The 25,995-nt window shown below is 71.7% G+C and carries 22 protein-coding genes and 1 pseudogene; 11 read left to right on the top strand and 12 right to left on the bottom strand.

Features of this window, described 5'->3' with window-relative positions:
* Window positions 1-86 precede the first annotated feature (86 nt).
* The 4 genes from ACFYOU_RS24515 to ACFYOU_RS24500 all read right to left on the bottom strand — a co-directional run bounded on the left by ACFYOU_RS24515 (window position 87) and on the right by ACFYOU_RS24500 (window position 2,652).
* Window positions 87-608 carry a DUF6328 family protein gene (locus tag ACFYOU_RS24515; RefSeq protein WP_391308506.1) on the bottom strand — a complete coding sequence of 174 codons (522 nt, stop codon included), beginning with the start codon at window positions 606-608 and terminating at the stop codon, window positions 87-89.
* A gap of 146 nt (window positions 609-754) precedes the next feature.
* On the bottom strand, window positions 755-1,009 hold the full coding sequence (locus ACFYOU_RS24510) for a DUF5133 domain-containing protein (protein WP_391308504.1): 255 nt from the start codon (window positions 1,007-1,009) through the stop codon (window positions 755-757).
* A 437-nt stretch (window positions 1,010-1,446) separates the two neighbouring features.
* Window positions 1,447-1,668 (bottom strand): DUF6479 family protein, encoded by a 222-nt coding sequence (locus ACFYOU_RS24505; protein ID WP_391308502.1) that lies wholly within the window; start codon window positions 1,666-1,668, stop codon window positions 1,447-1,449.
* A gap of 351 nt (window positions 1,669-2,019) precedes the next feature.
* Window positions 2,020-2,652 (bottom strand): TetR/AcrR family transcriptional regulator C-terminal ligand-binding domain-containing protein, encoded by a 633-nt coding sequence (locus ACFYOU_RS24500; protein WP_391308500.1) that lies wholly within the window; start codon window positions 2,650-2,652, stop codon window positions 2,020-2,022.
* Between the two features lie 157 nt (window positions 2,653-2,809).
* Between ACFYOU_RS24500 and ACFYOU_RS24495 the strand changes: the two genes are divergently transcribed.
* Window positions 2,810-3,973: an FAD-dependent monooxygenase gene (locus ACFYOU_RS24495; protein WP_391308498.1), complete on the top strand. Its 1,164-nt coding sequence runs from the start codon at window positions 2,810-2,812 to the stop codon at window positions 3,971-3,973.
* Complete coding sequence (locus ACFYOU_RS24490) at window positions 3,970-5,433, top strand: MFS transporter (protein WP_391308496.1); 1,464 nt, start codon at window positions 3,970-3,972, stop codon at window positions 5,431-5,433. Before ACFYOU_RS24495 ends, ACFYOU_RS24490 begins: the two co-directional genes overlap by 4 nt.
* Before the next feature lie 414 nt (window positions 5,434-5,847).
* Here the strand turns inward: ACFYOU_RS24490 and ACFYOU_RS24485 are convergent.
* Window positions 5,848-6,033 (bottom strand): annotated as a pseudogene (locus tag ACFYOU_RS24485) (hypothetical protein); the annotation flags it as partial.
* 6 nt (window positions 6,034-6,039) lie between these two features.
* Here ACFYOU_RS24485 and ACFYOU_RS24480 point away from each other — a divergent pair.
* Complete coding sequence (locus tag ACFYOU_RS24480; RefSeq protein WP_391308494.1) at window positions 6,040-8,142, top strand: SMI1/KNR4 family protein; 2,103 nt, start codon at window positions 6,040-6,042, stop codon at window positions 8,140-8,142.
* A gap of 409 nt (window positions 8,143-8,551) precedes the next feature.
* Here ACFYOU_RS24480 and ACFYOU_RS24475 read toward each other — a convergent pair whose 3' ends face one another.
* On the bottom strand, window positions 8,552-9,202 hold the full coding sequence (locus ACFYOU_RS24475) for a TetR family transcriptional regulator C-terminal domain-containing protein (RefSeq protein ID WP_391308493.1): 651 nt from the start codon (window positions 9,200-9,202) through the stop codon (window positions 8,552-8,554).
* 236 nt (window positions 9,203-9,438) lie between these two features.
* On the opposite strand from ACFYOU_RS24475, the gene ACFYOU_RS24470 reads away from it, so the two are divergent.
* The 3 genes from ACFYOU_RS24470 (at window position 9,439) to ACFYOU_RS24460 (ending at window position 13,470) form a co-directional block, all read left to right on the top strand.
* Window positions 9,439-10,941: an amino acid permease gene (locus tag ACFYOU_RS24470; RefSeq protein WP_391308491.1), complete on the top strand. Its 1,503-nt coding sequence runs from the start codon at window positions 9,439-9,441 to the stop codon at window positions 10,939-10,941.
* Complete coding sequence (locus tag ACFYOU_RS24465; protein ID WP_391308489.1) at window positions 10,941-12,041, top strand: alcohol dehydrogenase catalytic domain-containing protein; 1,101 nt, start codon at window positions 10,941-10,943, stop codon at window positions 12,039-12,041. Before ACFYOU_RS24470 ends, ACFYOU_RS24465 begins: the two co-directional genes overlap by 1 nt.
* A gap of 91 nt (window positions 12,042-12,132) precedes the next feature.
* Complete coding sequence (locus ACFYOU_RS24460) at window positions 12,133-13,470, top strand: aldehyde dehydrogenase family protein (RefSeq protein ID WP_391308487.1); 1,338 nt, start codon at window positions 12,133-12,135, stop codon at window positions 13,468-13,470.
* Here the strand turns inward: ACFYOU_RS24460 and ACFYOU_RS24455 are convergent.
* The 6 genes from ACFYOU_RS24455 to ACFYOU_RS24430 form a co-directional block, all read right to left on the bottom strand.
* A complete protein-coding gene (locus tag ACFYOU_RS24455) occupies window positions 13,451-14,461 on the bottom strand; it encodes a Gfo/Idh/MocA family oxidoreductase (RefSeq protein ID WP_391308485.1) in 1,011 nt (336 codons plus the stop codon). The two genes, ACFYOU_RS24460 and ACFYOU_RS24455, sit on opposite strands and share 20 nt — an antisense overlap.
* Window position 14,462: 1 nt before the next feature.
* Complete coding sequence (gene ligA, locus ACFYOU_RS24450; RefSeq protein WP_391308483.1) at window positions 14,463-15,770, bottom strand: protocatechuate 4,5-dioxygenase subunit alpha; 1,308 nt, start codon at window positions 15,768-15,770, stop codon at window positions 14,463-14,465.
* A gap of 26 nt (window positions 15,771-15,796) precedes the next feature.
* Complete coding sequence (locus ACFYOU_RS24445) at window positions 15,797-16,714, bottom strand: amidohydrolase family protein (RefSeq protein WP_391308481.1); 918 nt, start codon at window positions 16,712-16,714, stop codon at window positions 15,797-15,799.
* Window position 16,715: 1 nt separating this feature from the next.
* Window positions 16,716-17,405 carry a 4-carboxy-4-hydroxy-2-oxoadipate aldolase/oxaloacetate decarboxylase gene (gene ligK, locus ACFYOU_RS24440; protein ID WP_391308480.1) on the bottom strand — a complete coding sequence of 230 codons (690 nt, stop codon included), beginning with the start codon at window positions 17,403-17,405 and terminating at the stop codon, window positions 16,716-16,718.
* 19 nt (window positions 17,406-17,424) lie between these two features.
* Complete coding sequence (locus ACFYOU_RS24435) at window positions 17,425-18,450, bottom strand: amidohydrolase family protein (protein WP_391308657.1); 1,026 nt, start codon at window positions 18,448-18,450, stop codon at window positions 17,425-17,427.
* A gap of 206 nt (window positions 18,451-18,656) precedes the next feature.
* The gene (locus ACFYOU_RS24430) at window positions 18,657-19,424 is read right to left on the bottom strand and encodes an IclR family transcriptional regulator C-terminal domain-containing protein (protein WP_391308478.1); all 768 of its coding nucleotides are present in this window, start codon (window positions 19,422-19,424) and stop codon (window positions 18,657-18,659) included.
* A 74-nt stretch (window positions 19,425-19,498) separates the two neighbouring features.
* Between ACFYOU_RS24430 and ACFYOU_RS24425 the strand changes: the two genes are divergently transcribed.
* The 5 genes from ACFYOU_RS24425 to ACFYOU_RS24405 all read left to right on the top strand — a co-directional run bounded on the left by ACFYOU_RS24425 (window position 19,499) and on the right by ACFYOU_RS24405 (window position 25,994).
* Entirely contained in the window at window positions 19,499-20,194 is a 696-nt protein-coding gene (locus ACFYOU_RS24425) for a substrate-binding domain-containing protein (protein WP_391308476.1), read from the top strand.
* 421 nt (window positions 20,195-20,615) lie between these two features.
* The gene (locus ACFYOU_RS24420) at window positions 20,616-22,709 is read left to right on the top strand and encodes a hydantoinase/oxoprolinase family protein (RefSeq protein WP_391308474.1); all 2,094 of its coding nucleotides are present in this window, start codon (window positions 20,616-20,618) and stop codon (window positions 22,707-22,709) included.
* A complete protein-coding gene (locus tag ACFYOU_RS24415; RefSeq protein ID WP_391308472.1) occupies window positions 22,706-24,919 on the top strand; it encodes a hydantoinase B/oxoprolinase family protein in 2,214 nt (737 codons plus the stop codon). The genes ACFYOU_RS24420 and ACFYOU_RS24415 overlap by 4 nt, the downstream gene beginning before the upstream one ends.
* Window positions 24,919-25,743 (top strand): hypothetical protein, encoded by an 825-nt coding sequence (locus ACFYOU_RS24410; protein ID WP_391308470.1) that lies wholly within the window; start codon window positions 24,919-24,921, stop codon window positions 25,741-25,743. Before ACFYOU_RS24415 ends, ACFYOU_RS24410 begins: the two co-directional genes overlap by 1 nt.
* Window positions 25,740-25,994, top strand: coding sequence for a hypothetical protein (locus ACFYOU_RS24405; RefSeq protein WP_391308468.1), 255 nt, complete (start codon window positions 25,740-25,742; stop codon window positions 25,992-25,994). Before ACFYOU_RS24410 ends, ACFYOU_RS24405 begins: the two co-directional genes overlap by 4 nt.
* Window position 25,995: the final 1 nt, after the last annotated feature.

Raw genomic sequence — 25,995 nt, 5'->3', positions numbered from 1 at the left:
TTCCCCGTGTGTCATGCGCGGGGCCAGTAGTGGACGCTGAGATCCTGATTCGTTCGCTCAGGTTGAGGGGGTGCCGGTCCGCGGGTTCATGCTTGGTCCGGACGGATGTCCCTGTCCGTGCTGCCAGGTTCGGAGCGGAGTCGTGCCCACAGAGGGAGGGCGAACCAGCACAGGAGGAACCAGAGCACCAGGGGGGTGACCAGCCAGAGCGCCAGGGCGTTGTGGAGGACGACCCGGAGGATGAGCAGCAGGGCCGCGGTCATCGTGCAGAGCAGCAGGACCAAGCCGGTGACGGTGAGGCGGGAGGCCCACTGCACGGTCTGGGGTTTGACCCTGCGGCCGGTCAGCATCCGGTGCAGCGCGACCGGTGCTATGAGCGCCCCGGTCGCCGCGGCGCCGAGGAACACGGTGGCGAGGTAGAGGGCGCGGTCGATCTCGGGCAGGTCCGCGAAGCGGGGCTGGAAGACCACTGTCAGCAGGAAGCCGAAGAGGATCTGCACCCCGGTCTGAGCCACCCGCACTTCCTGGAGGAGCTCCGTCCACTGCCGGTCCGCGCGTTCCTCCAGCGACTCCTCACGGCCCCGTCTGCCCGCACCGTCTCGTCCCACGGCCCCTCCTGGTGTCTCGTGTCCGGACGGATCCGTGCCGTCCACCGGGCTCTTGCTGTCCGGGTGCGGCGGGTGCCCGTTCTGGTTCTTCTGTGCCGAGCGCGCGGTTTCCGTCACCGGGCGCTCGGGTCCGGCCGGGGCCGCCGTCACGGTACGCGTGATGCGGCGGCGTGGGGTGCGGTCAGGAGGGCGTCGTCGTGAGGGCGGGCGCCGGGCAGCTTGTGGCGGGCTGCAACCAGGGCCCTGTCCGGGTCGCGGGTGCCGGTGGCCACGCGCAGGGTGGAGGCGACGTCGTCCAGCCTGCGTCGCGCGGCGGGGTCGCCGTGGCCGGCGTCGAGGGTGCGCAGGGTCTCGTGCTCCGTGACGAGCTTCGACAGCACCGCGGGATGGGCCATGAGCATGAGCGGACCTCCGTCACATCGGTTGCGGGGGATTCCCCGCCCGGGAGCGTCTGCCGGACCGCCCCCGTCCACACCCCGCGCTTCCGCAGGGGCCTGTGTCAGCGGTTCCACGCGGGAGTGGCGGCGTGTGATGACGGCGATGTCGACGAGGGCACAGAGGGTCAGCAGACCGAGAGCGATCGAGACCCCCACCATCAGTGGGTAGCCGGGGCGGCCGGGGTCTGTCGTGACGGCCCAGGCGGCGCAGACCGCGCATCCGGTCGTGGAAAGGACGAGCGCGGTCCCGGCGAGCCACGGGCGCAAGCCCAGCGCGCTGCGGGCCGTGCACGGTTCCGTGCCCGCCCGGTGACGCCCCTCGCCCCTTCGGCCTCCGGCCCGCGACGGAGCGGACGCGGAGTCCGCCGGACCGTACCGTGGCGGGGACGCCGGGCTGCCCGTCACGAACCGTCATCCGCCCGCGCGGGCCCCGGGCGCCCTTCGTCCGGGTGGCGGGGCTGTTCGGAGGGGCGGGGCGGGGGCGGCTGGCGGCGGCGTTTACGGATGCCCCCCTGGACGATGAGGACCAGCAGGGCCGTGACGGCCACGCCGACCAGCAGCAGGGCCCCGACGGCGAGCGCGCCGCCGCCCTCGGCCAGAACAAGTCCGTGCGATGTGGTCATGCGTCGCGGGTACCCGGGAACCCGGCATGCAGACCGGGTGCCCCGTCCAATGGTCGGCCGGGTCCGCCCGTACGGGCGGACCCAAGAGCTCCGGCTCCGGCCACTTCTCGTGGCCTGCTCACCGGGGAAGCGGCGCGCGGAGTCCGCACGCATCGGACTTCCAGCGGATCGCACACCCGACCGTGCCCGCATCCGACGGGCAAGCATCCGCAACCGGGCCGATATCTGCTGAACCTGGGCCAATCGGCAGGCTGCTGCCAGGACTTGAGCCGTACGCGGACCGGCGACCGTGCAGGAGACGGCGTCCGGCTCCGTGGTGGCCACTGCCGGGGCGGGCCGGTCCGCCGGCGCTCAGGCGGGTGGTGGCGGCGCCGGTCGCGAGGCCCGGATACCTGCGAGGACCACGTCGACGATGCGTTCCGCATCCGCGCGCGTGAACGGGCGCAGACCGCGGTTCACCACGAGGTGGACCGGGCCGGAGAGCATCTCGCCGAGGAAGACGCTGTCGACCGGCGGCAGTTCGCCCCGGCCAACGGCCAGGTCCACGCGCCGGCGCGTCGCGGCTCCGCGCTGTTCGAGGATCCTCGCCACCGTCTCGCGGACCGCGGGGTTCTCGTGGGTGGGCTGGAGGGCCAGTTCGAGCGCCCGGCCGAAGGGGGTGCCCAGTCCCCCCGCGATGGCCATCAGATAGTCGACCAGGTCATGGCGGAGGTCGCCGGTGTCGGCGATGGTCGCGAGGTCCTCGGCGTACTGGATCAGGGCCTCGGCGACCAGTTCCTCACGGTCGGGCCAGTTGCGGTAGACGCTGGTCCGGTGAACGCCGGCCAGTTCGGCGACCTCGTCGTAGCGGAAGCCCGCGATGCCGTCGCGTGCGACCAATTCGGCCGTCGCGCCGAGGATCCGTTCACGCACCCGGGCGTTGCGGCCACCGGGGCGACGTGCCTGCGGGCCGTTCGCGATGCCGTCGGCCATTCCCGCGTCCACCTCCTCTTCCTCTCGGTTCGGACGCCGATTGTCGTCAGGTCGGCCGTTGCGGTGCAACCCGATCGCGACTAGGGTCCGATTAAAGCGACAACCTGTCTCTTTAAGATCGCCGCAGTGCTCGGCGACACCCGACCCTGAAACCTGGAGCGCGCACACCATGCACATCCTCATTTCCGGAGCCGGCATCGCCGGGCTCGCCGCCGCCCGCGAACTCGGCGCCCGCGGCCACGACGTCACCGTTGTCGAACACGCCCACCGCTTACGGCTCGAAGGGACACCCGTTGACATCCGCGGCGACGCGATCGGGGCCGTGGACCGGATGGGGCTGCTGGCGAGGCTCCGGGAGCAACGGCTCCGGATGTCCGAGTCCAGCCACTTCGTCGACGGGGACGGCGAACCGGTGGGCCGGGTACCGGTGGCGGCCACGAGCGGGGCCGACGAGGACGCCCATGTCGAGATCCTGCGCGAGGACCTCGTCCGCATCCTCGCCGAGGCACTCCCGGACACCGTGACGATCCGCTTCGCCGACGCGGTCCGGTCACTCACCGACGACGACGTCAGCGACGGCGGTGGCGGCCACGACGGTGTCCGCGTGTGTTTCGACTCCGGCCGCACCGGACGGTACGACCTCGTGGTCGGCGCCGACGGCCAGCACTCCGCGGTACGCGCGCTGGTGTTCGGGCCCGAGAAGGATTACCTCCGGCATCTGGGCGTCTACTTCGCCCTCGTCGACCTTCCCGGCGACACCTGGTCCGACGGCGTCAACACGATCCACAACGTTCCCGGCCGGCTCGCGGGCGTCTTCCGGTACAAGGACAGGACCGTCGCGGTCTTCCAGTTCCGTTCTGGACCCCTCGACTACGACCACCGCGACCCGGACGCCCAGAAGCGGATCCTCCTCGACGCCTTCGCGGGCGTCACGTCGTGGCGGATCCCCCTGCTGCTCGACGCGGTCCGGGCCGCCCCCACCCTCTACTTCGACTCCGCGAGTCAGATCCGGCTACCGTCCTGGCACCGCGGTCGGGCCGTGCTCGTCGGGGACGCGGGGTACTGTCCGGCCTTCCTCTCCGGCCGGGGCACGTCACTCGCGCTCACCGGCGCCCGTTTCCTCGCGGAGGAACTCGAAAGGAACGGCGACGACCACACCACCGCGTTCGCACGGTACGAGGCGAGGCAGCGCCCCTACGTCGCCTTCGCCCAGACGAGCGCCGAAGCCGGCCGCGACCGTCTGCTGCCGGCCACCCGGGCCGATCTCGCCGCCCGTGACGCGGCGCTGCGCGCGGCGGGCAGCCGGCCCCCGGTCACGAGGAGTGCGCCGTGACCGACGTGGAGCACCGGTGGAGCGGGCGGCTCGCCCTCCGGGTCGCCGTTCTGATCCTCGCCACCGTCCTGGCCGACCTCGCCATCACCTCTCCCCTCATGGTCCTGCCTCAGATGCTCGACCACTTCGACACCGACCAGGCAGCGTGGCTGAACGCGAGCGCGATGCTGGCGGGGGCCATCTGGTCGCCGTTGCTCGCGAAGAGCTGCGACGTCTTCGGCGAGCGCCGGATGCTCGTCGTCACGCTCCTGCTGACCTGCGCGGGCGCGCTGGTCTGCCTCACCGCGCCCAACATCGGGATCTTCCTGGCGGGGCGTTTCCTCCAGGGCGCCGCCCTGGCCACGGTCTTCATCACGGTGGCCCTCACGCTCCGGCTCTGCGCCCCGCGCGTGGCGATGGCCGCGGTCGGACTGGTGACCTCCGGCTCGGCGCTCGTCGGAGTGCTGGAACCGTTCCTGATACAGCCGGTCATCGATCTGCTGGGCTACCGGAGCGTGTTCGTCGTGGGGGCCCTGTTCGCCGCGGTGGCCGCGCTCTGCGTCCACGCCCTCGTTCCGAGGACGCCGGTCCGGGGCGGCGGGCGGATCGACGTACGCGGGGCGCTCCTGCTCGGCGGCGGCCTCGGCGCGGTCCTCGCGTACGCCACCCTCGGCGGGGACTCCGGGTGGCTGTCCGGCGGCATGGCCATCCTGTTGGGGACGGGTGTCGCGGCGCTGGCCGGCTGGGTGTCCCTCGCCCTGAGGACCGAGGAGCCGATCGTCGACATCCGGGCCCTCAGCCGCCCGATCGTGCTGACGCTGCTGGCCCTGTTGCTGGCCGCGGGTTCGTTCCGGAGCATGCTGCAGCTGACGGGCCTCGTCGCCCAGGTGCCGCCGGACCTCGCTCTCGGCTACGGGCTCGGCGACGGCGGGGCGGTCGCCGTCCTGCTCGCCGCCCCCTCGTTCGGCATCCTCGTCGGCGGCACGCTCGCCGGCCGGCTCGCGACGCGGTTCGGCCCCGCGCCGCCCCTCCTCGGTGGTATCGCCCTCGGGGCGGTCGCTACCCTCGCGATGCCGGCCGGGGTCTCGTCCCTCCTCCCGGCGATCGGCTGCGGCACCGCGCTCGGCACGGCCGCCGGCGCGATCGCCGCGTCCGGCTACAACCTGGCGACCGGTCTCACCCCGCCCGAGCGGCAGGGCACGGTCTCCGGCCTGGTATCGGTCGTCCTCGCCCTCGGATCGGTCGTCTTCAACGTCGCCGGAGGCGAAGTCCTCAAGGCCACCCGGGCCCCCGGCGTCCTCGCCGACGGCGCCCCGGTGAGCACGGCGGCCGGAGTCCACCTCTACATCCTCATGGCCGCGGCACTGTTCGCGCTCGCCGCCGTCCCGGTGATCGCGCTCCTGCGAAGCCCCGCCCGGCTCGGGGAACCGCCCTCAGGACCAGCGGAGGGCCCGGCCCCCGACCACGTCGCGCGTGTGTAGCAGACATCTGCCCGATCCGGCAGGACGGTGCGGATGAGCAGATCATCCGAGCGGCTGCGGATCGGGACAGCCCTCCGGGACGGACACCGCCTGGCCGTGGCGACGGTAACTCGGCACGCGCTCGCAGTGGTGCCAGGGGAGGCAACGGGTCCGTCCGTGCGGCAGCCCCGCCGGAGCCGGATTCCCCCGAGCCCGCTCCGGAGAAAGTCGAACAGATGGAGCCGACCGAGCCCTGGCAGGCGGTCGCCGCCACGGGCGACGCACCGGTGCTGGTCTCCACGGAGATGGGCGTGTGCAGGCGTTCCACCACCTCGACCACGGGGACACCTTCCAGGTCGACGAGGCCGTGGATAGGGCCGACGCCGGGGAGGTGAAGGCGCCGATGCTCGTGCTGTGCGTCGTGCGGACATGACGCGCGGCGTGGATCCGGTCGGCGAAGACCACCAGCGCCCCGCGGACACGCGCCGCTTGGTCCGCGCCCAGTACGGTCCCGAGCTCTGACGCCCACCTGCACAGGCCTGGCCGTCGAACGCCGTGCGTGCGTCTGTATCCGCAGCGAGAAGGGCGACCGGACCGGCTGTCAGCGGTGGGTGCCACCATCGCCGTATGACCCCGATGGACGAGACGGCGACCGTGATCCCCTTCGACTGGAGGGAGTTCCTGACCCGCTGGAGCACGGAGTGGGCGGACGCCCGGCCTGATGGGCGGGACGAGTCGGATCGGGAGCTGGTCGTGGCGCGGTGGCTCGGCTACTCGGGTGCGTCGGACGCGGGCATCGCCGCCCTGGAGGAGCGGATCGGCTATCGGCTGCCGCCGTCGCTCGAAACGTTCCTGCGGATCAGCGACGGCTGGCGGCCGGCGGACCACCCCGTCTACCGGCTGGCCGGGACCCAGGGCTTCCATCCGCACCGAAATGCCTATGGGCTCGCCGAGATCTTCGGGGAGCACCTGGACGAGGACGCGTCGCCGCAGGAGCTGTTGGAGGCCGGGATGTGGCACCGGGCGCTGCACCTTGACGCGGAGACGGACGCGACGATGGTCCTGATCGACCCGCTGGACCGGGACGCGGACGGTGAGTGGGCGGTGTACGAGTGGGCGTCCTGGCGGGGCATGCCGCCCGAGCGTTTTCCGTCGTTCCGGGAGTACATGCTGTACCGCTACCGGTGCTTCCACCGTTCGGCCGCGTCCAAGGCCGTGGACGGCGAAGGGCCGCTGTTCGCCAACGACACCACCCGGGCGCAGGACGTCGTGGTGGAGAGGGCCCGGCGGGCGGCGCTGAGTGGGGAGTACGAGGAGGCCCTGACCCTGTTGCGGGGTGCCGAGACGTACGGCAGGCCGAGGGCCGGGCTGCTGCGGGGGCAGTTGGAGTGTCTGCTCTCGGCAAGGGTCCAGGCGTTCTCTGTCGACGCCCTCGCGGTGGACCCGGTGTACGCGGCTGATCTGCTGCCGGTGGCCGCGGCGGGCTTCGCCACCACCGAGCGGCACGACGGCAACACCGGCCCGCGGTGGGCGCTGCTGGCCCGCTGCACGACGCCCGAGGCGCTGGAGAGGGCTGAGAAGGCGCTGCGGGCGGCGCGGGAGGGAACGTACCGTTTCACGGCGGACGGGCCGCTCGGGGAGGCGGCCGACGAGGCGCGGGCGTTGGCCCGCTGGGGCCGGTGGAACGAAGCGTGGCGGCTGCTGCGGGCCGCGCTGCCTCACTGGCGACCGCTGGGCCCCGACCATGTGGCGCCGCTGGGACTGCTCGCGGATCCGGTACTGGGGCCGGTGATCACCCAGGAGCGCGGACGGCTGTTGCTGGCCCTGCCCCGGGGCGAGTTCGCGCGAGAGGAGCGGGAACCGCCCGACGCAGTCCCCGGGCCCGTCGGGGACGTGCTGGGGGATGATCCGGTGGGTCTGTCCTGGCTGGAGGACGAGGTGCCAGGCCAGTTCCACGAGGGCTATCGGGTCGTGTTCGTCGCGGACCCCGATCCGGCGGGACTACCAGCCCGTCTGAAGGACCCCGGCGGGGGCGGCCCCGGCCCCGCCGGCCGGCAACAGCGGGACGTGACGCCCGGGCAGGACGGGTTGTATCCACCCCTCAGCAGGTGGGACGCCGACCACCGGCTGGGCCTGGCGCTCGGCAGTACGTCGTACGACGACCGCGCCCTGGCCTGGATCGGGCAGGCCGCCCCCGGATGGAGCTTCGCCTTCGACGGCGCCCCCACGGGCTTCGACCAGGAGCGCTTCGTCTCCCCGGCCGCTGCCGCGTCGGAGGGGACCAGAGCGGTGGTCCTCTGGCACAACATCGACACCTTCGATCAGACCCGGTCTCGTTTCCTCCTCTCCGTCGGCGTCGACGGAGAGGAGGTGTGCACGTTCTCGGTGACGGCCGGAGACATCGAGCCCCACTGGACCGGGACGACACCGCCGTGGCTGGTGCTCGATGGCTTCCCGGCAACGACCGGACAGTGGCGGGGCGACGAGGACCAGGGGAAGGACACGCACGACCTGAACACCCCGACCCGGGGACTGCCGGGGACACGGACCGCGCTAGGAGTCCTGGAACGGGCCCTGGGACTGACCCTCCCACGCACCGCCCTGACAGAAGGCCCACTGCACAGCTTCGTCACCCGTTCGTGGATCCGTCCGCCGGGCCCCGGCGAGTCGTACCTCACCCTCACTTCCTTCACCTCTCACAGCCGAGCAAACCCCGGTGAAAACGCGTGAGCCAGCCCATTCCGTCTACCCCGTGCCGGGCGTCCTCGCCCATGGGGATGGACGCGCTCTCCGCGTACGGCATCTCCCGCAACACCTCGAAGAGGGCCGGGCCGGCCGTCTGACTGCCGGTGTAGGCGATCCGCCGTGGTAGACGAGCCGTCCCCACAGCGGCTCGGGCACCTCCTCGTCGTCTGGCATGGGGATGAGTGCGACCGACGAGTCCATCTGCTGCGGCCTCGGTCCACCGGACGTACGCGCGCAGGACCTCGGGCGCGGCCTCGGCGTCGTAGGAGATTCCGCCGCCGTGCCGTGTCACGATGCCGAAGTTGTCCCGGCTCCGGGACACGGGTCCCGGGACCGTCCCCCCTGCGCGGTGTCCCGCGTCAGGGCACGCTCCACGAACGGAACTGACGCGGAATCAGCCCGGTGAGCGAGGATGGGCGAGGGCGTCGGGCGGCAGTCCGAGTTCCGTCTCCGCGACGGTGCGGGCCAGGTGGGCGATCGGGTCGGTACGGGAGCCGGCGCTGGTGTTGACGTAGGCGCTGGTCCCGTCGATCGCGACGAGGACGCGCACGGCGGCCGCCCACGGGTCCGCACAGCGGAAGAGCTGCGCCGCCATCCCCGCCGCGATGAGCTGTTCGAGGCGGCGGCACCAGAGCAGCTCCTGTTCGACCACGTGGTCGCGGAGCACCGGGCGGTAGCGGGCCAGGTGCCGGGCGTTCAGCCAGAGCTTGCTGACGTTGTCGAACTCGGTGCCGGCGATCAGGGCGAAGAAGCGCCGCAGCGTGCTCAGCGGGGTCTCGTGCCCCGGTCCCTCGGGTGTCTGGGGGAGGAGACCGTCCAGTTCGGCCCCGGTCGCGCTGGTGAACGCCTCCGCCACCAGGATGTCGGCGGCCCGGAAGTAGTGGCTGACCAGTCCGGGCTGCACCCCCAGCTCATCGGCGATCCGCCGCAGCGTGATGCACTCCAGCCCTTCGGTCAGCCCGACCAGCGCAGCTGCGCGGACGATCTCCTGACGGCGCTCGGTGGGTGCCTTGCGGGTTCGGGTGCCGGAATCCCTTGACGTCATGGAGCGAATGCTATTGAGTGAGTGACCAATCGGCAATTGGCCAGGTGACCAATAACGAGGGAGCTGCGGAGACCGCAGCTCGGTACGGCACGTCCCGCCGGCGACGTCAGGGACGCGGACCCCGCTCGCCCTCACGCCGGGACCCGGGACGCCCCGCTGCCGACCCTCGATCTCGCGGCACGGGCACGGCCCACGCGCGCAGAGCGCGGCGCACAGCACCTGTACAGGAGACCAACGTGCACGACACCCGCACCGATGCCGGCGAACTCGCCGAGTACGGTTACCAGCAAGAGCTGAAACGGACCCTGTCCGCATGGGCCGTGTTCGCGATCGGATTCGCGACCATCTCGCCCGTCGTCGGGGTCTACGCCGTCGTCCAACTGGGATTCGTCTTCGCCGGCCCCGTCTGGATCTGGGCGGTCGTGGTCGCCTTCCTCGGCCAGTTGCTGGTCGCCCTGGTCTACGCCGAGCTCTCGTCCCAGTTCCCGATCACGGGTGGCGTCTACCAGTGGGTGCGCAGGCTGGGCGGGCCGCGACTGGGCTGGCTGGTCGGCTGGATCTACCTGGCCTCCGCCGTGGCCTCCCTGACCACCGTGGCCTACCTGGGGGCGGGCTGGCTGCACATGTTCTTCGCCGACGGCACGCCCTCGGCCGCCACCCACGTCCTCCTGGGCGTGGTCTTCGTCGCAGTGGCCCTCGGGATCAACCTCCTCGGCGTCAACCCGGTGAAGCACTTCCTCAACGCCGGCATCATCGCCGAGGGCGTCGCCTCGATCGCGGTGAGTGTGTTCCTGCTGCTCTTCGTGCACAACAACGGCTTCGGCATCCTCTTCGAGACGCTCGGAGCGCAGTCGGCCTCCGGCGGCTCCACCCTGGCCGGCTTCCTGACCGCCCTGGCGGTCGCCGGCTGGGCGTTCCTCGGCTTCGACGCGACCACCCAGGTCGCCGAGGAGACCGAGCAGCCGCGCCGCAGCGTCCCCAGGGCACTCCTGCGCGCCTACCTCTTCGTCGCGCTCACGGTCCTGCTGACCGGGCTCGCCGTGACCCTCGCGCTGCGCAGCCCCGAGGACGCGGTCTCCGGCGCCCTCGCGGACCCGGTCTACACCGCCGTCACCGAGGGGCTCGGCGGGTGGAGCGAGAAGCCCTTCGTCCTGCTCGTCCTGATCGCGTTCATCGCCTGCGCCATCTCGATCCAGACGTACATCGGCCGGGCGGTCTTCTCCTTCGCCCGGGACCGCCAGCTGCCCTTCTCCGCGAAGCTCGCCACCGTCGGACCGCGCCAGATCCCGTACGTCTCACTGATCGCGACGGCCGCACTCGCCAGCCTCGGGCTGCTCCTCGGGCTGAACGGCAACGCCGCCGCGACGCTGATCGCCTTCGGCTCCGGCGGCTTCTACTTCATCTTCCTCACCGTCGCGGTCGTAGCGCTCGTCGCCCGACTGACGGGCCGCTGGAACCCCGCCGCGGGCCGGTTCAGGCTGGGACGGGCCGGCCTGGTGATCAACGGGCTCGCCGTCGTGTGGCTGCTCTTCGAAGCCGTCAACATCGCCTGGCCCCGCGTCGAGCTCGCCCCGGCCGACGGCAGCTGGGTCCAGGTCTGGGCCGTGATCCTGGTCTTCTCCGTCCTCTTCGTCGCCGGGCTGCTCTACGTCGTGATCGCCAAGCCCCACACCAAGCTCCCCACCACCGCGACCTCCCACCCCACCACCCCGACCCCGGAAGAAGTGCAGGCGTCCTGATGCCGTCGAAATCCTCCCCCGCCATCGTCTTCGATCCCGCCGAGGGGCTGCGCTCCCGTGACGTGTCCGTCCGGTCCGCCGGGCCCGGCGAGGTCGAGATCGAGGTACGCGCAGCCGGCGTGTGCCACTCCGACCTGCACGTCATCACGGGCGACTGGCCCAGTGACCGTCCACTCGTCCTCGGGCACGAGGCGGCCGGTGTGGTGACCGCGGTCGGCGCCGGCGTCACTTCCCTGGAGGCCGGTGACCACATCGTCCTGTCCTGGTTCGCGCCGTGCCGCCGCTGCCGCAGGTGCGTCGCCGGAACGGCGTGGCTGTGCACCGGCACCAAGGCCGTGTCCAACATGCTCCCCGACGGCACCACCGCGTTCTCGGACGAGCGGGGCGAGCCGGTGTGGCCCTACCTCGGACTCGGCGCCTTCACCGAGCGGCTGGTCGTACCGGAGGTCGCCGCGGTGAAGGTTCCCGACGAGCTGCCCTTCAGCATCGGCGCGCTCCTCGGCTGCTCCGTCACCACCGGTGTCGGTGCCGTCGTGAACACCGCGGGCGTCCGCCCCGGCGAGTCCGCGGTGGTCATCGGCACGGGCGGCGTCGGACTCTCCGTCGTGATGGGTCTGCGCCTGATCGGAGCCGACCCGGTCATCGCTGTCGACCTCTCGGCCGAACGCCTCGCCACGGCAAGGCGGTTCGGCGCCACCCACACCCTCGACGGTGCCGAGACCGATGTCGCGGCCTGGTGCCAGCAGGAGTTCGGCGGGGTGGACTACGCCTTCGAGGCGATCGGCAACCCCCGGGTCATCGGCACGCTCCCGGCCATGCTCACCTCGGGCGGAGCCGCGGTCCTGGTGGGCATGGCGGCGACCGGCGCCACGGCCGCGTTCGACCCCTTCGACCTGGCTGACCAGGGCAAGCGCATCCTCGGTTGCAACTACGGCTCCAGCATCGGGGAGATCGACATCCCGAAGCTGGCCCGCCTCTACCTGGCAGGTCAGCTGCCCCTGGACGACCTCGTCGGCCGCACCCGACCGCTCCACGAAGCGTCGGCGGCCTTCGACGACCTCCGGTCGAACACCGGCGTCCGAACGATCCTCGAACCGTGAAACCCCCCTTCGCCCGGCCCCGCCCGACGACCGCCTGCGCACCCGCAGGGGCGACGGGATCCGCAGCCGTCCCCGACGAGATCCAGGAGGCATGATGTACGCCGTCACCGACCCGACCACGGGTGAGACCACCGCTACCTACCCGACCGCCACGGACGCCGACGTGACAGCGGCCGTCGACGCCGCCCACACGGCCACCGTCTGGGGACGCACCAGCTCCGTGGCCGAGCGCGCGGCACTGCTGCGACGCCTCGGCGACCTGCACGCCGAGCGCCGCACCGAGCTGGCCGAGAGCATCGTCCAGGAGATGGGCAAGCCGCTCGCGGAGGCGGAGGGCGAGATCGACTTCTGCACCGACATCTACCACTACTACGCCGACCACGCCGAGGAGTTCCTCGCCGACGAACCGCTCGACGTGATCTCCGGCCCCGGTACCGCGGTCGTCCGGCGCAGCCCGGTGGGCGTGCTCCTCGGCATCATGCCGTGGAACTTCCCGGCCTACCAGGTCGCCCGCTTCGCCGCCCCGAACCTGGCGCTCGGCAACACCATCGTGCTCAAGCACGCGCCGCAGTGCCCGGCCACCGCAGCACTGCTGGAGGGACTGTTCGCCGAGGCCGGCTTCCCGCCCGGCGCCTACGTCAACGTGTACGCCACCAACGAGCAGGTCGCGGACGTCATCGCCGACCCCCGGGTCCAGGGAGTCTCCCTCACCGGATCCGAACGGGCGGGTTCGGCCGTCGCGGAGATCGCCGGGCGGCACCTCAAGAAGGTCGTCCTCGAACTCGGCGGCTCCGACCCCTTCATCGTCCTGTCCACCGACGACCTCGACGCGGTCGTCGACTCCGCCGTCGCCGCCCGCCTCGACAACACCGGGCAGGCGTGCAACGCCGCCAAGCGGTTCGTGGTCCTCGACCACCTCCACGACGTGTTCGTCGAACGGTTCACCGCCCGGCTGCTCGCCAGCGAGACCGGTGCGCCCCTGTCGTCGGTCGCCGCGGCCGAGAACCTGGGACGCCAGGTCGACGCGGCGGTGGCCCAGGGAGCCACCCTGCACAGCACCGGCACGCGCCGCGGCGCCCACTTCCCGGCCGGGGTCCTGACCGGCCTCACCACCGAACACCCGGCGGCCCGGGAGGAGCTGTTCGGCCCGGTGGCGATGGTCTTCGCCGCAGCCGACGAGGAGGACGCCGTGCGCATCGCCAACGACACCCCCTACGGTCTCGGCTCCTACCTCTTCACCACCGACCCGGCACAGGCCGAGCGGGTCGCCGACCGGATCGAGGCCGGCATGGTCTTCGTCAACGGCGTCGGTGCCGAGGGCGCCGAGCTCCCCTTCGGCGGCGTCAAGCGCTCCGGATTCGGACGCGAACTCGGACGGCCCGGGATCGAGGAGTTCGTCAACAAGAAGCTCATCCGCACCGTCGACTGACCGGGTGGACACCCCCTCCCGGGTCGGCGAAGGCGTCGAGTTGCTCCTCCAGGTCGGCCAGTGTCCGGTAGCAGGGCAACACCTGGGCGATGGAGGCGTTCGGTTCGCGGCCCTCGCGGACGGCGGCGACGAACTCGCGGTCCTGCAGTTCGATGCCGTCCGTCGAGACGTCGACCCCGCGCACGTCGATCTGCTCGTCCCGGCCGGTGAACAGGTCGTCGTACCGTGCGAGATAGGTGCCGGTGTCGCCGATGTAGCGGAAGGAGGTGCCGAGCGGCCCGTCGTTGTTGAAGGACAGCGACAGGGTGCAGAGGGCGCCGTTCTCGGCACGCAGCTGGATCGACATGTCCATCGCGATGCCGAGCGCCGGGTGGATCGGGCCCTGGACCGCGTGGGCCTGCACGATCGGAGAACCGGCCTGGTAGGCGAACAGGTCCACGGTGTGCGCGGCGTGGTGCCACAGCAGGTGGTCGGTCCAGGAACGGGGCTGACCGAGGGCGTTGAGGTTCGTGCGGCGGAAGAAGTAGGTCTGCACGTCCAACTGCTGGAGGCGGTACTCCCCGGCCTGCACCCGCCGCCGTACCCACTGGTGGCTGGGGTTGAAGCGCCGAGTGTGTCCCACCATGGCGACGAGCCCGCTGCGCTGCTGGGCCGCCAGGCACTCCTCGGCGTCCGCGAGCGAGGCTGCCAGCGGGATCTCGACTTGGACGTGCTTGCCCGCTTCGAGGCAGGCGAGCGTCTGCGCGGCGTGCAGCGGCGTCGGCGTGGCGAGGATGACGGCGTCGACGTCGTCCATCGCGAGCGCCTCCTCCAGGGTCGCGACGCCGCGGCCGACACCCTGCTCGGCGGCGAACCTCCGGGCGCTCTCCAGGGTGCTGCTCACGACGGCGGTCACCTCGACGCCGTCGATCCGGTTCAGTGCGGCTGCGTGTTTGGCGCCGAAGGCGCCGCCCCCGGCGAGGGCGATCCGGACGGTCTGGTCGTCGCTCATGTCACTCCTTCGCGGCGGGCCCCTCGACCCGCGGGTGGTTCTCCAGGATCAGGTGGCCGACGGCGGTGTTGGACGCGGGCACGTGGTAGAAGCGGTGCGTGACCTCGACCTCTCCGCCGCCGTCGACGTCGCTCATCGCCCCGCGGGCGATCAACCACATGACGAGTTCGATGCCCTCCGAGCCCGCCTCCTCGACGTACTCCAGGTGCGCCACCCGGGACAGGCCCACCGGGTCCTCGACCAGTCGGTCGAGGAAGGCGTTGTCCCACTCACGGTTGATGAGGCCGGCGCGGGGGCCCTGCAACTGGTGGCTCATGCCGCCGGTGCCCCACACCTGGACCTTCAGCGGCCCGACGTAGGACTCGATCGCCCTGCGCAGGGACCGACCGAGTGCGAAGCACCGGGAACCTGAGGGCACCGGGTACTGGACGACGTTGACGTGGAACGGGATCACCTTGCACGGCCACTCCTCGACGTCTCCGAACATGAGCGACAGGGGGACGGTGAGACCGTGGTCGACGGGCATCTCGTTGACGAGGGTGAGGTCGAAGTCGTCGCTGATGAGGGAGTGCGCGATGTGCGCGGCCAGGTCGGGGTCCCCCGTGATACCGGGGACCGGTCGGGGGCCGTAGCCCTCGTCGGCGGTGGGGTAGGAGGCGCCGGTACCGAGCACGAAGGTCGGGGTCAGCGACTGGTCGAATGCGGTGGCGTGGTCGTTGTAGACCAGGAAGACCACGTCGGGGAGGTTCTCTTCCTGCCACCGGCGGGAGAACTCGTAGCCCTCGAAGACCGGACGCCAGTAGGGCTCGTCGGTCTTGTCGTGGTCCATCGCCGCGCCGATCGCCGGCACGTGCGAGGTGAAGACCGCCCCGGTGATGGTGGCGTGCACGTCCGGGGGTGCCGGGTCGGCGTACGCAGCGTCGAGGACGGCGTGGTCGATCCGGTTGCCCTCGACGGACCTGCCGCCGCCGACCATCATGGCGCGGTACTCCTGCTCGGTCATGCCGGTCATGGAGCCCGCCATCTGCTGGAACGACAACCCCAGCGTCGCGCCCCACTTGGCGAGGAAGTAGATGTTGCCGCCCTCGCGCATCGCGGCGTTGAGGTCGCGGTCGAGCAGCGCCCGCTTCTGTTCCTCCCGCAGTGGCCACGCGTTCAGGTAGGCCCGCTCGTCGGCGAGGTAGAGGGTACGGTTCTCCGCCGTCACCAGCGACATGCAGAACTGGTTGAGGTGGTAGCCCTTGGCGGACTGTTCGGCGTCGAAGACGGTGGTCCCCGGGACCAGCCGGTAGGTCTTGTCCAGTGCCATGGCGGGCCTCCAATCGTGGTGTCGGGTCAGTCGACTTCCGGCCAGTACAGGCGCATCGGGTTGTCGACGAGCAGCTTGCGCCGTAGCTCCGCGGTCCGGGCGATCCGCGGGACGAGGTCGACGAGCAGGCCGTCGTCCGGCATGTGGTCGGTGAGGTTCGGGTGCGGCCAGTCGGTGCCCCACAACACCCGGTCCTCGAACTCCTCGACCATGCGGAGGGCGAAGGGAACGACGTCGCGGTAGGCCGCCCGCTCCCCGTCGAGGGCCGGCGGACCGCTCCGCGACAGCCGTTCCGGGCAGGTCACCTTGCACCAGATGTCGGGCCTCGCCCGCATGAAGTCCACGAACGCCTCGAACTCCGGGCCGTGCGGGTCCTTGGTGACGTCGGGTCTGCCCATGTGGTCGACGACCAGGGGCACCGGGATCGAGAGGAGGAAGGCGCGTAGGTCGGCGAGGTCGGCCGCTTCGAAGTAGACGACGACGTGCCAGCCGTACGGGGCGATCCGTTCGACGACGTCCCACAGCTCCTGTCGGGGCGCCACGTCGACGAGCCGTTCGACGAAGGTGAACCGCACGCCGCGGACCCCGGCCTCGTGCAACTCCCGCAGTTGTGCGTCCGAGATCCCCGGCCGCACCGTCGCGACGCCCCGGGCCAGGTTCCCCGCGGCCCGCAGGGCGTCGGTCAGGGCACGGTTGTCGGCTCCGTGACAGGTCGCCTGGACCAGGACGTTGCGGGCGAAGCCCAGGTGGTCGCGGAGCGCGAAGAGCTGCTCCTTGGACGCGTCGCAGGGGGTGTACTTCCGCTCGGGGGCGAAGGGGAACTCGGCGCCCGGGCCGAAGACGTGGCAGTGCGCGTCGACGGCGCCGTCGGGCATCCGGAACCGTGGCCGGCTCGGACCGGCGTACCAGTCCAGCCAGCCGGGGGACTTCTCGAAGGCGGTCATCTCAGTCCTCGTACCGCAGTCCGAGCTCGGCCAGGGGGCCGCGCATGCCGTACATGTCCAGGCCGAGTTCGCCCGCGCGGAACCGCACGCGTTTGCCCTCCTCGTCGGTGGTGCGCCTGGCCGAGGTCTGGGCGACTTCGGCGGCCCGCTCGTGCGGTACCACCACGACTCCGTCCCGGTCGGCCACGACGACGTCGCCGGGTCTGACCAGGGCGTTGGCGCAGACCACGGGCACGTTGACCGAGCCGAGCGTCGCCTTGACCGTGCCCTTGGCGTTGATCGCCCTGGCGAAGACCGGGAAGTCCATCTCCTCCAGGTCGGCCGTGTCGCGCACACCGCCGTCGATGATCAGGCCGGTGCACCCCCGGGCGCGGAACGAGGTGGCGAGCAGTTCGCCGAAGAAGCCGTCCTCGCTCTCGGTGGTGCAGGCCGCGACCACGACGTCCCCGTCCCGTAGCTGCTCGGCGGCGACGTGGAGCATCCAGTTGTCGCCGGGTTGCAGCAGCACGGTCACCGCGGTGCCGCACAGACGTGCCCTCGGGTAGACGGGGCGCAGGTAGGGGCGCATCAGCCCCGTCCGGCCCATGGCCTCGTGGATCGTCGCGACGTCGAACGCCGACAGCGCGGCGACGGCCTCGGGGTCGGCGCGGGGGATCGAGGTGCGGACGACGCCCGTGCGGGTGTGCTCCATGCGTTCTCCTCCTGGGATCTCAGTGGCCCGTCACCGCGGGGTGGGCGGCGAGCCGGGGGAACACGCGCAGCGCGTTGCCGCCGTAGACGGCGGTGCGTTCCGCGTCGGAGAGGTTCGGGGTGGCCTCGACGTACCGCCGGGTGTCGTCGAAGTGGTGACCGGTGCGCGGGTCGACGCCGCGGACCGCGCCGATCATCTCGCTGGCGAACAGGACGGACCGGCTGGGGACGACGGCGGTGAGCAGGTCGATCCCGGGCTGGTGGTAGACGCAGGTGTCGAAGGAGACGTTGTCGAGCAGCGTCTCGGGGTCCGGCCTGCCCAGTGCCATCGCCAGGCCGCGGAACCGGCCCCAGTGGTAGGGCACCGCGCCGCCGCCGTGCGGGATCACCATCCGCAGGGTGGGGAAGTCGTCGAACAACCGGCCCTGGAGCAGTTGCATGAACGCCGTGGTGTCGGCGTTGAGGTAGTGGGCACCGGTGGTGTGGAAGACGGGATTGCACGACGTGCTGACGTGGATCACGGCGGGAACGTCGTACGCGGCCATCGCCTCGTAGACCGGGTACCAACTGCGGTCCGTCAGCGGGGGCGCGGTCCACCTGCCGCCCGACGGATCGGGGTTGAGGTTGATCGCCACCGCGCCGAGTTCCTCGACCGTACGGCGCAACTCGGGCAGGCAGGTCGCGGGGTCGACGCCCGGCGACTGCGGCAGCATCGCGCCCATGGCGAAGCGGTCGGGGTAGAGCGTGCTGACCCGGTGCACCAGGTCGTTGCAGAGCCGTGCCCACGTCGAGGAGACCTCGAAGCCGCCGATGTGATGGGCCATGAAGCTGGCCCGCGGGGAGAACACCGTCAGGTCGATGCCGCGTTCGTCCATGAGCCGGAGCTGGTTGCCCTCGATGGCCCGGCGCAGTTCGTCGTCGGTGATGACCAGTTCGTCGGGGTCGGGCGTGTCCTGCGGGGTACCGGCCGCTGCCACCTGCCTCTCCCGCCACTGGGCCAATTGCGGCGGCGCGGTGGTGAAATGACCGTGACAGTCGATGACCATGTGCTCACCCCTGATGCCCCACGCTCGGGTGCCGTCCCGCGGACCCGTCCCGGTGACCGGGACCGGAAGGGGGGAAGCGGCGTCGACGACGGCGTCGGCCATGACGTCTCCCGAGCGAATGCGAACGTTCCGAACACCCCGAAGGCTGGCACCCGGGACCGCAGCCGGTCGTCGGCGTTTCCGTCAGGCGGAAGCCCGCCCGGAGGTCAGGGCGTCGTGCGGGCGCGTCGTCCCAGTGCGTCGGAGATCCCGTGGACGGCTTCCCGGAGCGGTCCGCGCAGCCCGCCCGCACGGCTGGTGCTCCCCGCCGCGACGACGATTCCCAGAGCGGCGCTGACCGGCCCGGCGCGGCCGATCCGCACGGGGGCCGCCACCGCGACCGTGTCCGGCGAGAGCTGCCGGTCGCTGACGAAGACCTGCTCACGGCGGATGCGGTCCAACTGCGCGCGCAGCGTCTTCGGATCGGTCACGGTGTGCGGGGTCCAGGCCCGCAGCGGCGACCGTAGGACGTCCTCCTGGATGTCCGGTGGCGCGTGCGCCAGCAGCACCCGGCCCATTCCCGTGGAGGCGACGGGGAACCGGCTGCCGACCATCGTCAGGAGTTGCACGGACCGGTGTCCGGCGATCCGTTCGACGAACACGAGCTCAGTGCCCTCGCGTACCGCGAGCTGGACGTTCTCGTGAGTCGCCTCGTAGAGGTCCTGCATGAACGGCAGGGCCGCATCGCGCAGGATCTGGGTGCGGGGACATCCGGAGGTGACCTCCCAGAGCCTCAACCCGATGTGCCACGATCCGTCCTCCCCGCGCTCCAGGGCTCCCCACTCCGCGAGCTCCGCGACCACCCGGTGCGCGGTGCTCAGGGCCAAGCCCGTGCGTTGGGCGATCTGGGACAGCGTCTGCGACGGGCGCTCACGATCGAAGGCGGCGAGGACCCGGAGGACCTTTCCGGCCGCGGTGCTCCGGGCTGTGCTCACCCGGGAAGTCTCGCAGACCGGCGTTGAGCCGCTCGATCACGCGCCGTACGATCTGCCGACGGCAAGGAGGCGACGTGAACCGAGAGATCTCCGGTCTGTCCTCGATGGCGACGCGGCCGGTGGTGACGGAACTGTCCGAACACATCCGTCGCGTGCACGGCATCCCGGTCCGCTTCGACGCCGCCGGCGGCGTCGAGACGGCGCGACGGGTGCGCGCAGGAGCCCGGGCGGACCTGCTCGTGCTCGCCGACGGAGCGCTCGCCGAGTTGGCGGCGGAGGGGCACCTGCTCCGGCACACGGTGCGTCCGCTGTGGGTCTCCCAGGTGGTCGCCGCCGTGCCCGAGGGGACCGGGGTCCCGGCACTCGGATCGGTGGCGGATCTGCGGGCCGCTCTGCTGGGAGCGGAGCGGATCGCCTACTCCACGGGCCCCAGCGGTACGGCCCTGGTCGATCTGATCGCCCGGTTGGGCCTCGCGGGAGCGCTCCGTGAACGGCTGGTCCAAGCGCCGCCGGGGGTGCCTGCGGGCACCCTGCTGTCGTCCGGTCGAGCCGATCTGGCGTTCCAGCAGCACAGCGAACTGATGGACCTGCCGAACGTCGTCGTCATCGGTCCGCTGCCGGAGGACACCGCGATCAGTTCGACCTTCAGCGGGGGAGTGCTGGCCGCCTCGGCCCGGCCCGGCCCGGCCCGAGAAGTCCTCGGCCTCCTGGGCTCCGACACGGCTTCGAGGACCGCCCGCGCCAGGGGCATGCGGCCGGCCACCCCGTAGCCGTCCGTACCCCGCGGCCGGCGGGTGCGGCTCGGCCCGCTCCTCCTCGGAGCCCGGACGTGCTCCCCGCAGCGGATCCGCCGGCGCCGCCCGCGCCGGGCCGAGGGCCGACCGGACCGGCTCCGACGAGCGGGCGCCCCGCGTCGATGCCGTGATCAACGGTCGCGCGAGCGTTGCACAGTGGCCGAATAGTGCGTGTCCTGCCTCACACCCCGCATGTTGATCAAGGTTCTACCTGCGGCGTTTCGCCATGCGGACCGAAGCGTTGATCCGATGCGGCCATCACCTCACAGTGATCCCGGGATGCAGCGTAAATGTCGGACTCGGTTGCTTGCCCGACCTTCGGTAGTTCTCGCGTCATTTCTCCCTTTCTTGTGAGGACAGCGTGCAAAGAAACAAGGGTGCTGCGACAGGATTCTTCGTGGGCACGGACGTCGGTGGGACCTTCACCGACCTCGTGGTCCTCCAGGACGGCCGCGCGCCACGGCTCTACAAGTCACCGACCACTCCGCACGACCGCTCGGAAGGGGTCATCGCCGCCCTGCGGCTGGCCGCCGAGTCCTACGGCAGGGACCTGCCGTCCTTCTGCGCGGACATCGTCTACTTCGCCCACGGCACCACGGCCGCGACGAACGCCCTGATCGAGCGCAAGGGCGCCCCGACGGCCCTGCTCACCACACGCGGGTTCACCGACACGATGCTGATCCAGCGTTCGATGACCTCGTGGGTGGGCATGGGGGCCGCGACCGGCCACTACAGCCGCCGCCGCAACCCCGGACAGATCGTCCCCCGGTCGCGTCTCGCCGCCGTCACGGAGCGCATCGACTCCTCGGGCGCGGAGGTCGTCGCGCTCGACGAGCAGGAGGTCCGGGCGACGCTGCGCCGGCTGCGCGACGACGGCGTCGAGGCACTCGCGGTGTCGCTCCTGTGGTCCTTCGTCAACGGGGAGCACGAAGCAGCGGTCGCCCGGATCGTGCGGGAGGAGTGGCCCGAGGCGTATCTGACGCTGTCGCACGAGGTCGCCCCCGTCATCGGGGAGTACGAACGCTCGGCGACCACCGTCGTCAACAGCTACCTCGGTCCGGTGATCCGCGACTACGTCGCCAATCTGGAGGAGCGGCTGCGGGGTTCCGGGTTCACCGGAGACTTCTCGATCATGGACTCCGGTGGCGGCGTCATGCGCGCCGAGGACGCCGCACGGCGCTCCGCGTCGATGCTCACCTCCGGCCCGGCCGGCGGGGTGCTGGCGTCGACCGCCCTCGCGCGCCGACTGGGCCACCCCCACGTGATCACCTCCGACATGGGCGGGACCAGCTTCGACGTCGGCCTGATCATCGACGGGGAGCCGATCGTCGAACGCGTCAGCGAGGTCGGCGACCTCCATCTGGCCCTGCCCCGCATCAAGGTGACGGCGATCGGCGCGGGCGGCGGCTCCATCGCGGGAGTCGACGAGTCCGGTGTCCTCGTCGTCGGCCCTCAGAGCGCCGGATCGGTGCCGGGACCCGCCTGCTACGCCCGGGGCGGCGACCGCCCCACGGTCACCGACGCCGATGTGGTCCTCGGCGTCATCGACCCCGCCCGCTTCCTCGGCGGCCGGATGCCGCTCGACCGGTCACTGGCGGAGAAGGCCATCCGCGAGCACGTCGCCGACCCGCTCGGCCTCACCGTGGAGGAGGCCGCGGCCGGCATCAAGCGCGTCGCCGACAACCAGATGGCCGACCTGCTACGCAAGGTCACCGTCGAGCAGGGACACGACCCGCGTGACTTCGTCGTCTACGCGTACGGCGGCGCCGGGCCGACCCACGCCTACGCGTACACCGAGGCGGCCGGCATCGCGACGCTCGTCGTGCCACCCACCTCCACCGTCCACTCCGCCTACGGTACGGTCACCTCCGACCGCTATCGAGCCGTGCAGACCACCGAGGTCCACCGCACCCCGCCCGGTGCTCCGGACCCCGCCGTCCACCTGGACGCGGAACGCATCGGCCTGACCCTCGACGAGCTGGCCGCCCGCTGCCGCGAGGACCTCGACGGGGACCCGCGCACCCGGCTCAGCCGCATCGCCTACCTGAAGTTCCGCCGGCAGTCCCACGAACTGCCCGTCGCGGTGCCCGAGGGCGAGGTCACCACGGAGGTCCTGCGGGACCTGATCGACGAGTTCCGGACCGTCTACGAACGCATCTACGGCGCCGGAACCGCCCTGCTGGGCGCCGGTGTCGAGCTCCACACCCTGCGCGTCGAAGGCCGGGTCAGCGTCACCGGGGTCACCGAGGGCGACTACCCCGGCACCCCGGACGCCGAGGCGGCCAGGATCTGCGAGCGCGACGTCCACTTCCCCGGCGCCGGACGCGTTCCCACCGGTGTCTACCGCGGCGAGGACCTGGGAGCGGGAGCGGCCCTGCGGGGCCCGGCGATCCTGGAGTTCGCCGGCACCACCGTGGTGATCGGCCCCTCGCAGTCGCTCACCGTCGACCGCCACAGCAACCTCGTCATCGACTGCAAGGGGGACGCGTGACCGCCACCGACACGCCCACCACGCCCATCGACCCCGTCACCTTCGAGGTCATCCGCCATCGACTGCTGGCCATCACCGACGAGCAGGGCGCGACGCTCGCCGCCATCTCCGGCTCCACGCACGTCGTCGAGGCCAGCGACTACAACGTCGGCCTCTACCTCCCCGACGGCTCCGTGGCGGCGATGGGCCGCACCATCCTCTCCCACTCCTCGTCCATGGCCGCCATCACCCGCTCCGTCATCGGGGACTGCACCGAGGACCCCGGCATCAACCCCGGCGACATGTTCATCGTCAACGACCCCTGGAAGGGCACGGTCCACGCCCAGGACGTCGGACTCATCGCGCCGATCTTCCACGACGGCGAACTCCTCGCCTGGACCGGCGCCATGTGCCACATGGTCGACGTCGGCGGCATGACCCCCGGCAGCTTCTGCGTCGACGCGACCGACTCGTACCAGGAAGGCCTCCAGATGCCGCCGACCAAACTGGTCGACGGCGGACGGGTGCGCACCGACGTGTGGAACCTGATCCTCGCCCACACCCGCATGGCGCCCACCGTCAACCTCGACCTACGGGCCCTGATCGGCGCCAACAACACGGCCGTCCGCGCCATGACCGCGCTCGCCGACAAGTACGGCGCCGACACCGTCCGCACGGTGATGGGCAACCTCATCACCCTCTCCGAACGGCGGCTGCGCAACCGGCTGGCCAAACTGCCGGACGCCCGGGTGCACTCCCGCGCCTTCCTGGACAACGACGGCGGCCTGGCCCGGTCCACCGAGGACGCCGTCTACGAAGTCGACCTCGTGCTCACCAAACGGGGCGAGACCCTGGAGTTCGACTTCTCCGCCTCGTCGCCCCAGGCCAAGGGCTACGTCAACTGCGCCCGCTCCGGCATGATGGCCGGCATCGCCGCGGCCCTGCTGCCGACCCTGGCGTTCGACGCACCGTGGAACGAGGGACTGTTCAGGCCCGTCGACGTCATCTGCCCCGAGGGCCTCATCTGCAACGCCTCCCGCCCGGCCGCCGTCAGCGGCGGCGCGCTGGAGGCCGGCTGGCTCGTCGAGATGACCGCCGTCGAATGCCTGTCCAAGCTCGCCGCCTGTTCCGACGAACTGCTCTCCGAGGCCCAGGCCGTCCCGGCCGGCGGACCCGACAAGTTCGTGCTCACCGGAACGGGCGAGAACGGAGCCCGCCAGACGTACGTGATCATGGACTGTCTTGCCACCGGCGGCGGCGCCTACGCCCACCGCGACGGCGCCTGGACCCAGGGCCAGCACAACATCGAACGGCAGCGGATCTCCAACATCGAAGCGGTGGAGATGGACTCCCCGCTGCTGTACGTGTGGCGCGGTCTGGTCGCCGACTCCGGCGGAGCCGGTCGCCGCCGCGGCGGCATGAGCATGGGAGCCGTCTACACCGTCCGCGGCGGCAGGGACGTCACCGCGCTGAACTCGGCACACGGCTGGACGGTGCCCAACTCGACCGGGATCTTCGGCGGATACCCCGGTGCGCAGAACACCCGGACCGTCCTGCACGACAGCGATCTGGCCGACCGGTTCGCCACGGGCCGCATCCCCGAGGTCGACGAACTGTCCGGCACCCGACCCGACATGCGCGGCCGACAGGGCCTCTACCACCTGGACGACCACGACGTCCTCGCCACCGTTCCCCAGGCGGGCGGCGGCTGGGGCGATCCGCTCGACCGCCCCGCCGAGGAGATACAGGCGGACCTCGACTTCGGGGCGGTCACCCCCGGTGCCGCGCGGCGGATCTACCGGGCGGTGCTCGGCGAGGACGGCCGGGTGGACCCGGAGGCGACCGCCCGGCAGCGCGAGCGGATCCGTGCGGAGCGCACGTCCTGGCCCGTCACGCGTCCTCAGCCACGGGTCCCGGACGGGCCCGTCACCCGGATGCACCCCCTCGGCGACGTCCTGAGCGTCGTGGAGATCGCCGGCAGCCGCTTCACCGCCTGCGCCTGCTCCCGGGTGCTCGCCCCGGCCGACGGGGCCTGGCGACCGTACGCGGCGTTCCGGGCCACCAGCGACATCCACGCGTTGAGCCACGCCACCCGGCTGGACGAGGACCTGGAGCTGCGGCAGTACGCCTGCCCCGGCTGCGGGCTGCTGCACTCCACCGATGTCGTGCGGCGAGGCGCCCCGCACCCCGATGACGTCCGGCTCACCGCAGCCGCGGGAGGCGAGCGTTGATGGGGCGCGTCGTCCTGGCCGCCGCCACCTCACACGTCGGCGCGATCGTGAAGAACCCGGACGCCGACCCCGAACGCTCCTCGGTGCTGCACGCCGCGTGGCAGCGGCTCGACCGCGAGATCGCCGAGGCGGAGCTCGACGCGGTCGTCGTCGTCGCCACCGACCACTACGAGACGTTCGGCCTGGAGAACTACCCGGCGTTCTGCATCGGGCTCGCCGAAGAACACCGGGGCTGGGCCGAGTTCGGCAACCCCGGCGGAACGGTGCCCGGCAGGCCCGTGGTTGCCGAGTACCTCCTCAAGGGCCTCACCGAGCGGGGCTTCGAGGTGTCCCGCTCCCACACCATGGACCTGGACCACAGCTTCATGGTGCCGCTGACCAAACTCCCCTCGGCCGCCGCCGCCGGCGTCGTCCCGCTCTTCGTCAACTGCAACACGGAGCCGCTGCCGGCACTGGCACGCTGCCTGGAGTTGGGGAGGGCGATCGCAGCGGCGGCCGGGGACCTGCCCAAGGACGCCCGGATCGGTGTCCTCGGCACCGGCGGGCTCTCCCACTGGGTGGGCCTGCCCCGGTTCGGCGAGATCAACGAGGACTTCGACCGCGACCTCCTCGCCCTCCTCACCGAGGGGCGGGCGGACGAAGCGGCCTCCTGGAGCGACGAGCAGATCCAGGACGAGGCGGGCAACGGAGCCCTGGAGGTCCGGACCTGGCTGATCGCCGCGGCCGCCGCCGGCGGCGCTGCCCGGGTCCTCGCCTACGAGCCCGTGCCCTCCTGGACCGTCGGCATCGGCATCTGCGCGTTCGACGTCGAGGAGGCGCCGTGAGCATCGTCGGACTCAACCGGCTCGCCCGCGAACTGGAGCACGTCCCCGGCCTGTTGGACCGGTTCCGCGAAGCCCCGCAGCCGGTGCTCCACGCCTACCACCTGAGCGAGGACGAGAAGCGGGCGGTGTGCCACACCGATGCCACCTGGCTGCTCGCCCACGGGATGAACCCGGTGGCCCTGCGCAACCTCATGGTCGTCCTGGGCATCGCCCACCACGCGATGTACCCCGCACAACGGACGGGGGCCTGAG

Source organism: Streptomyces sp. NPDC005955 (assembly GCF_042871255.1).
In the GTDB taxonomy this organism is placed as follows: Bacteria; Actinomycetota; Actinomycetes; order Streptomycetales; family Streptomycetaceae; genus Streptomyces.
Note: the sequence above shows the minus strand (reverse complement) of the source record. Positions and strands in the feature narration are given on the sequence as shown.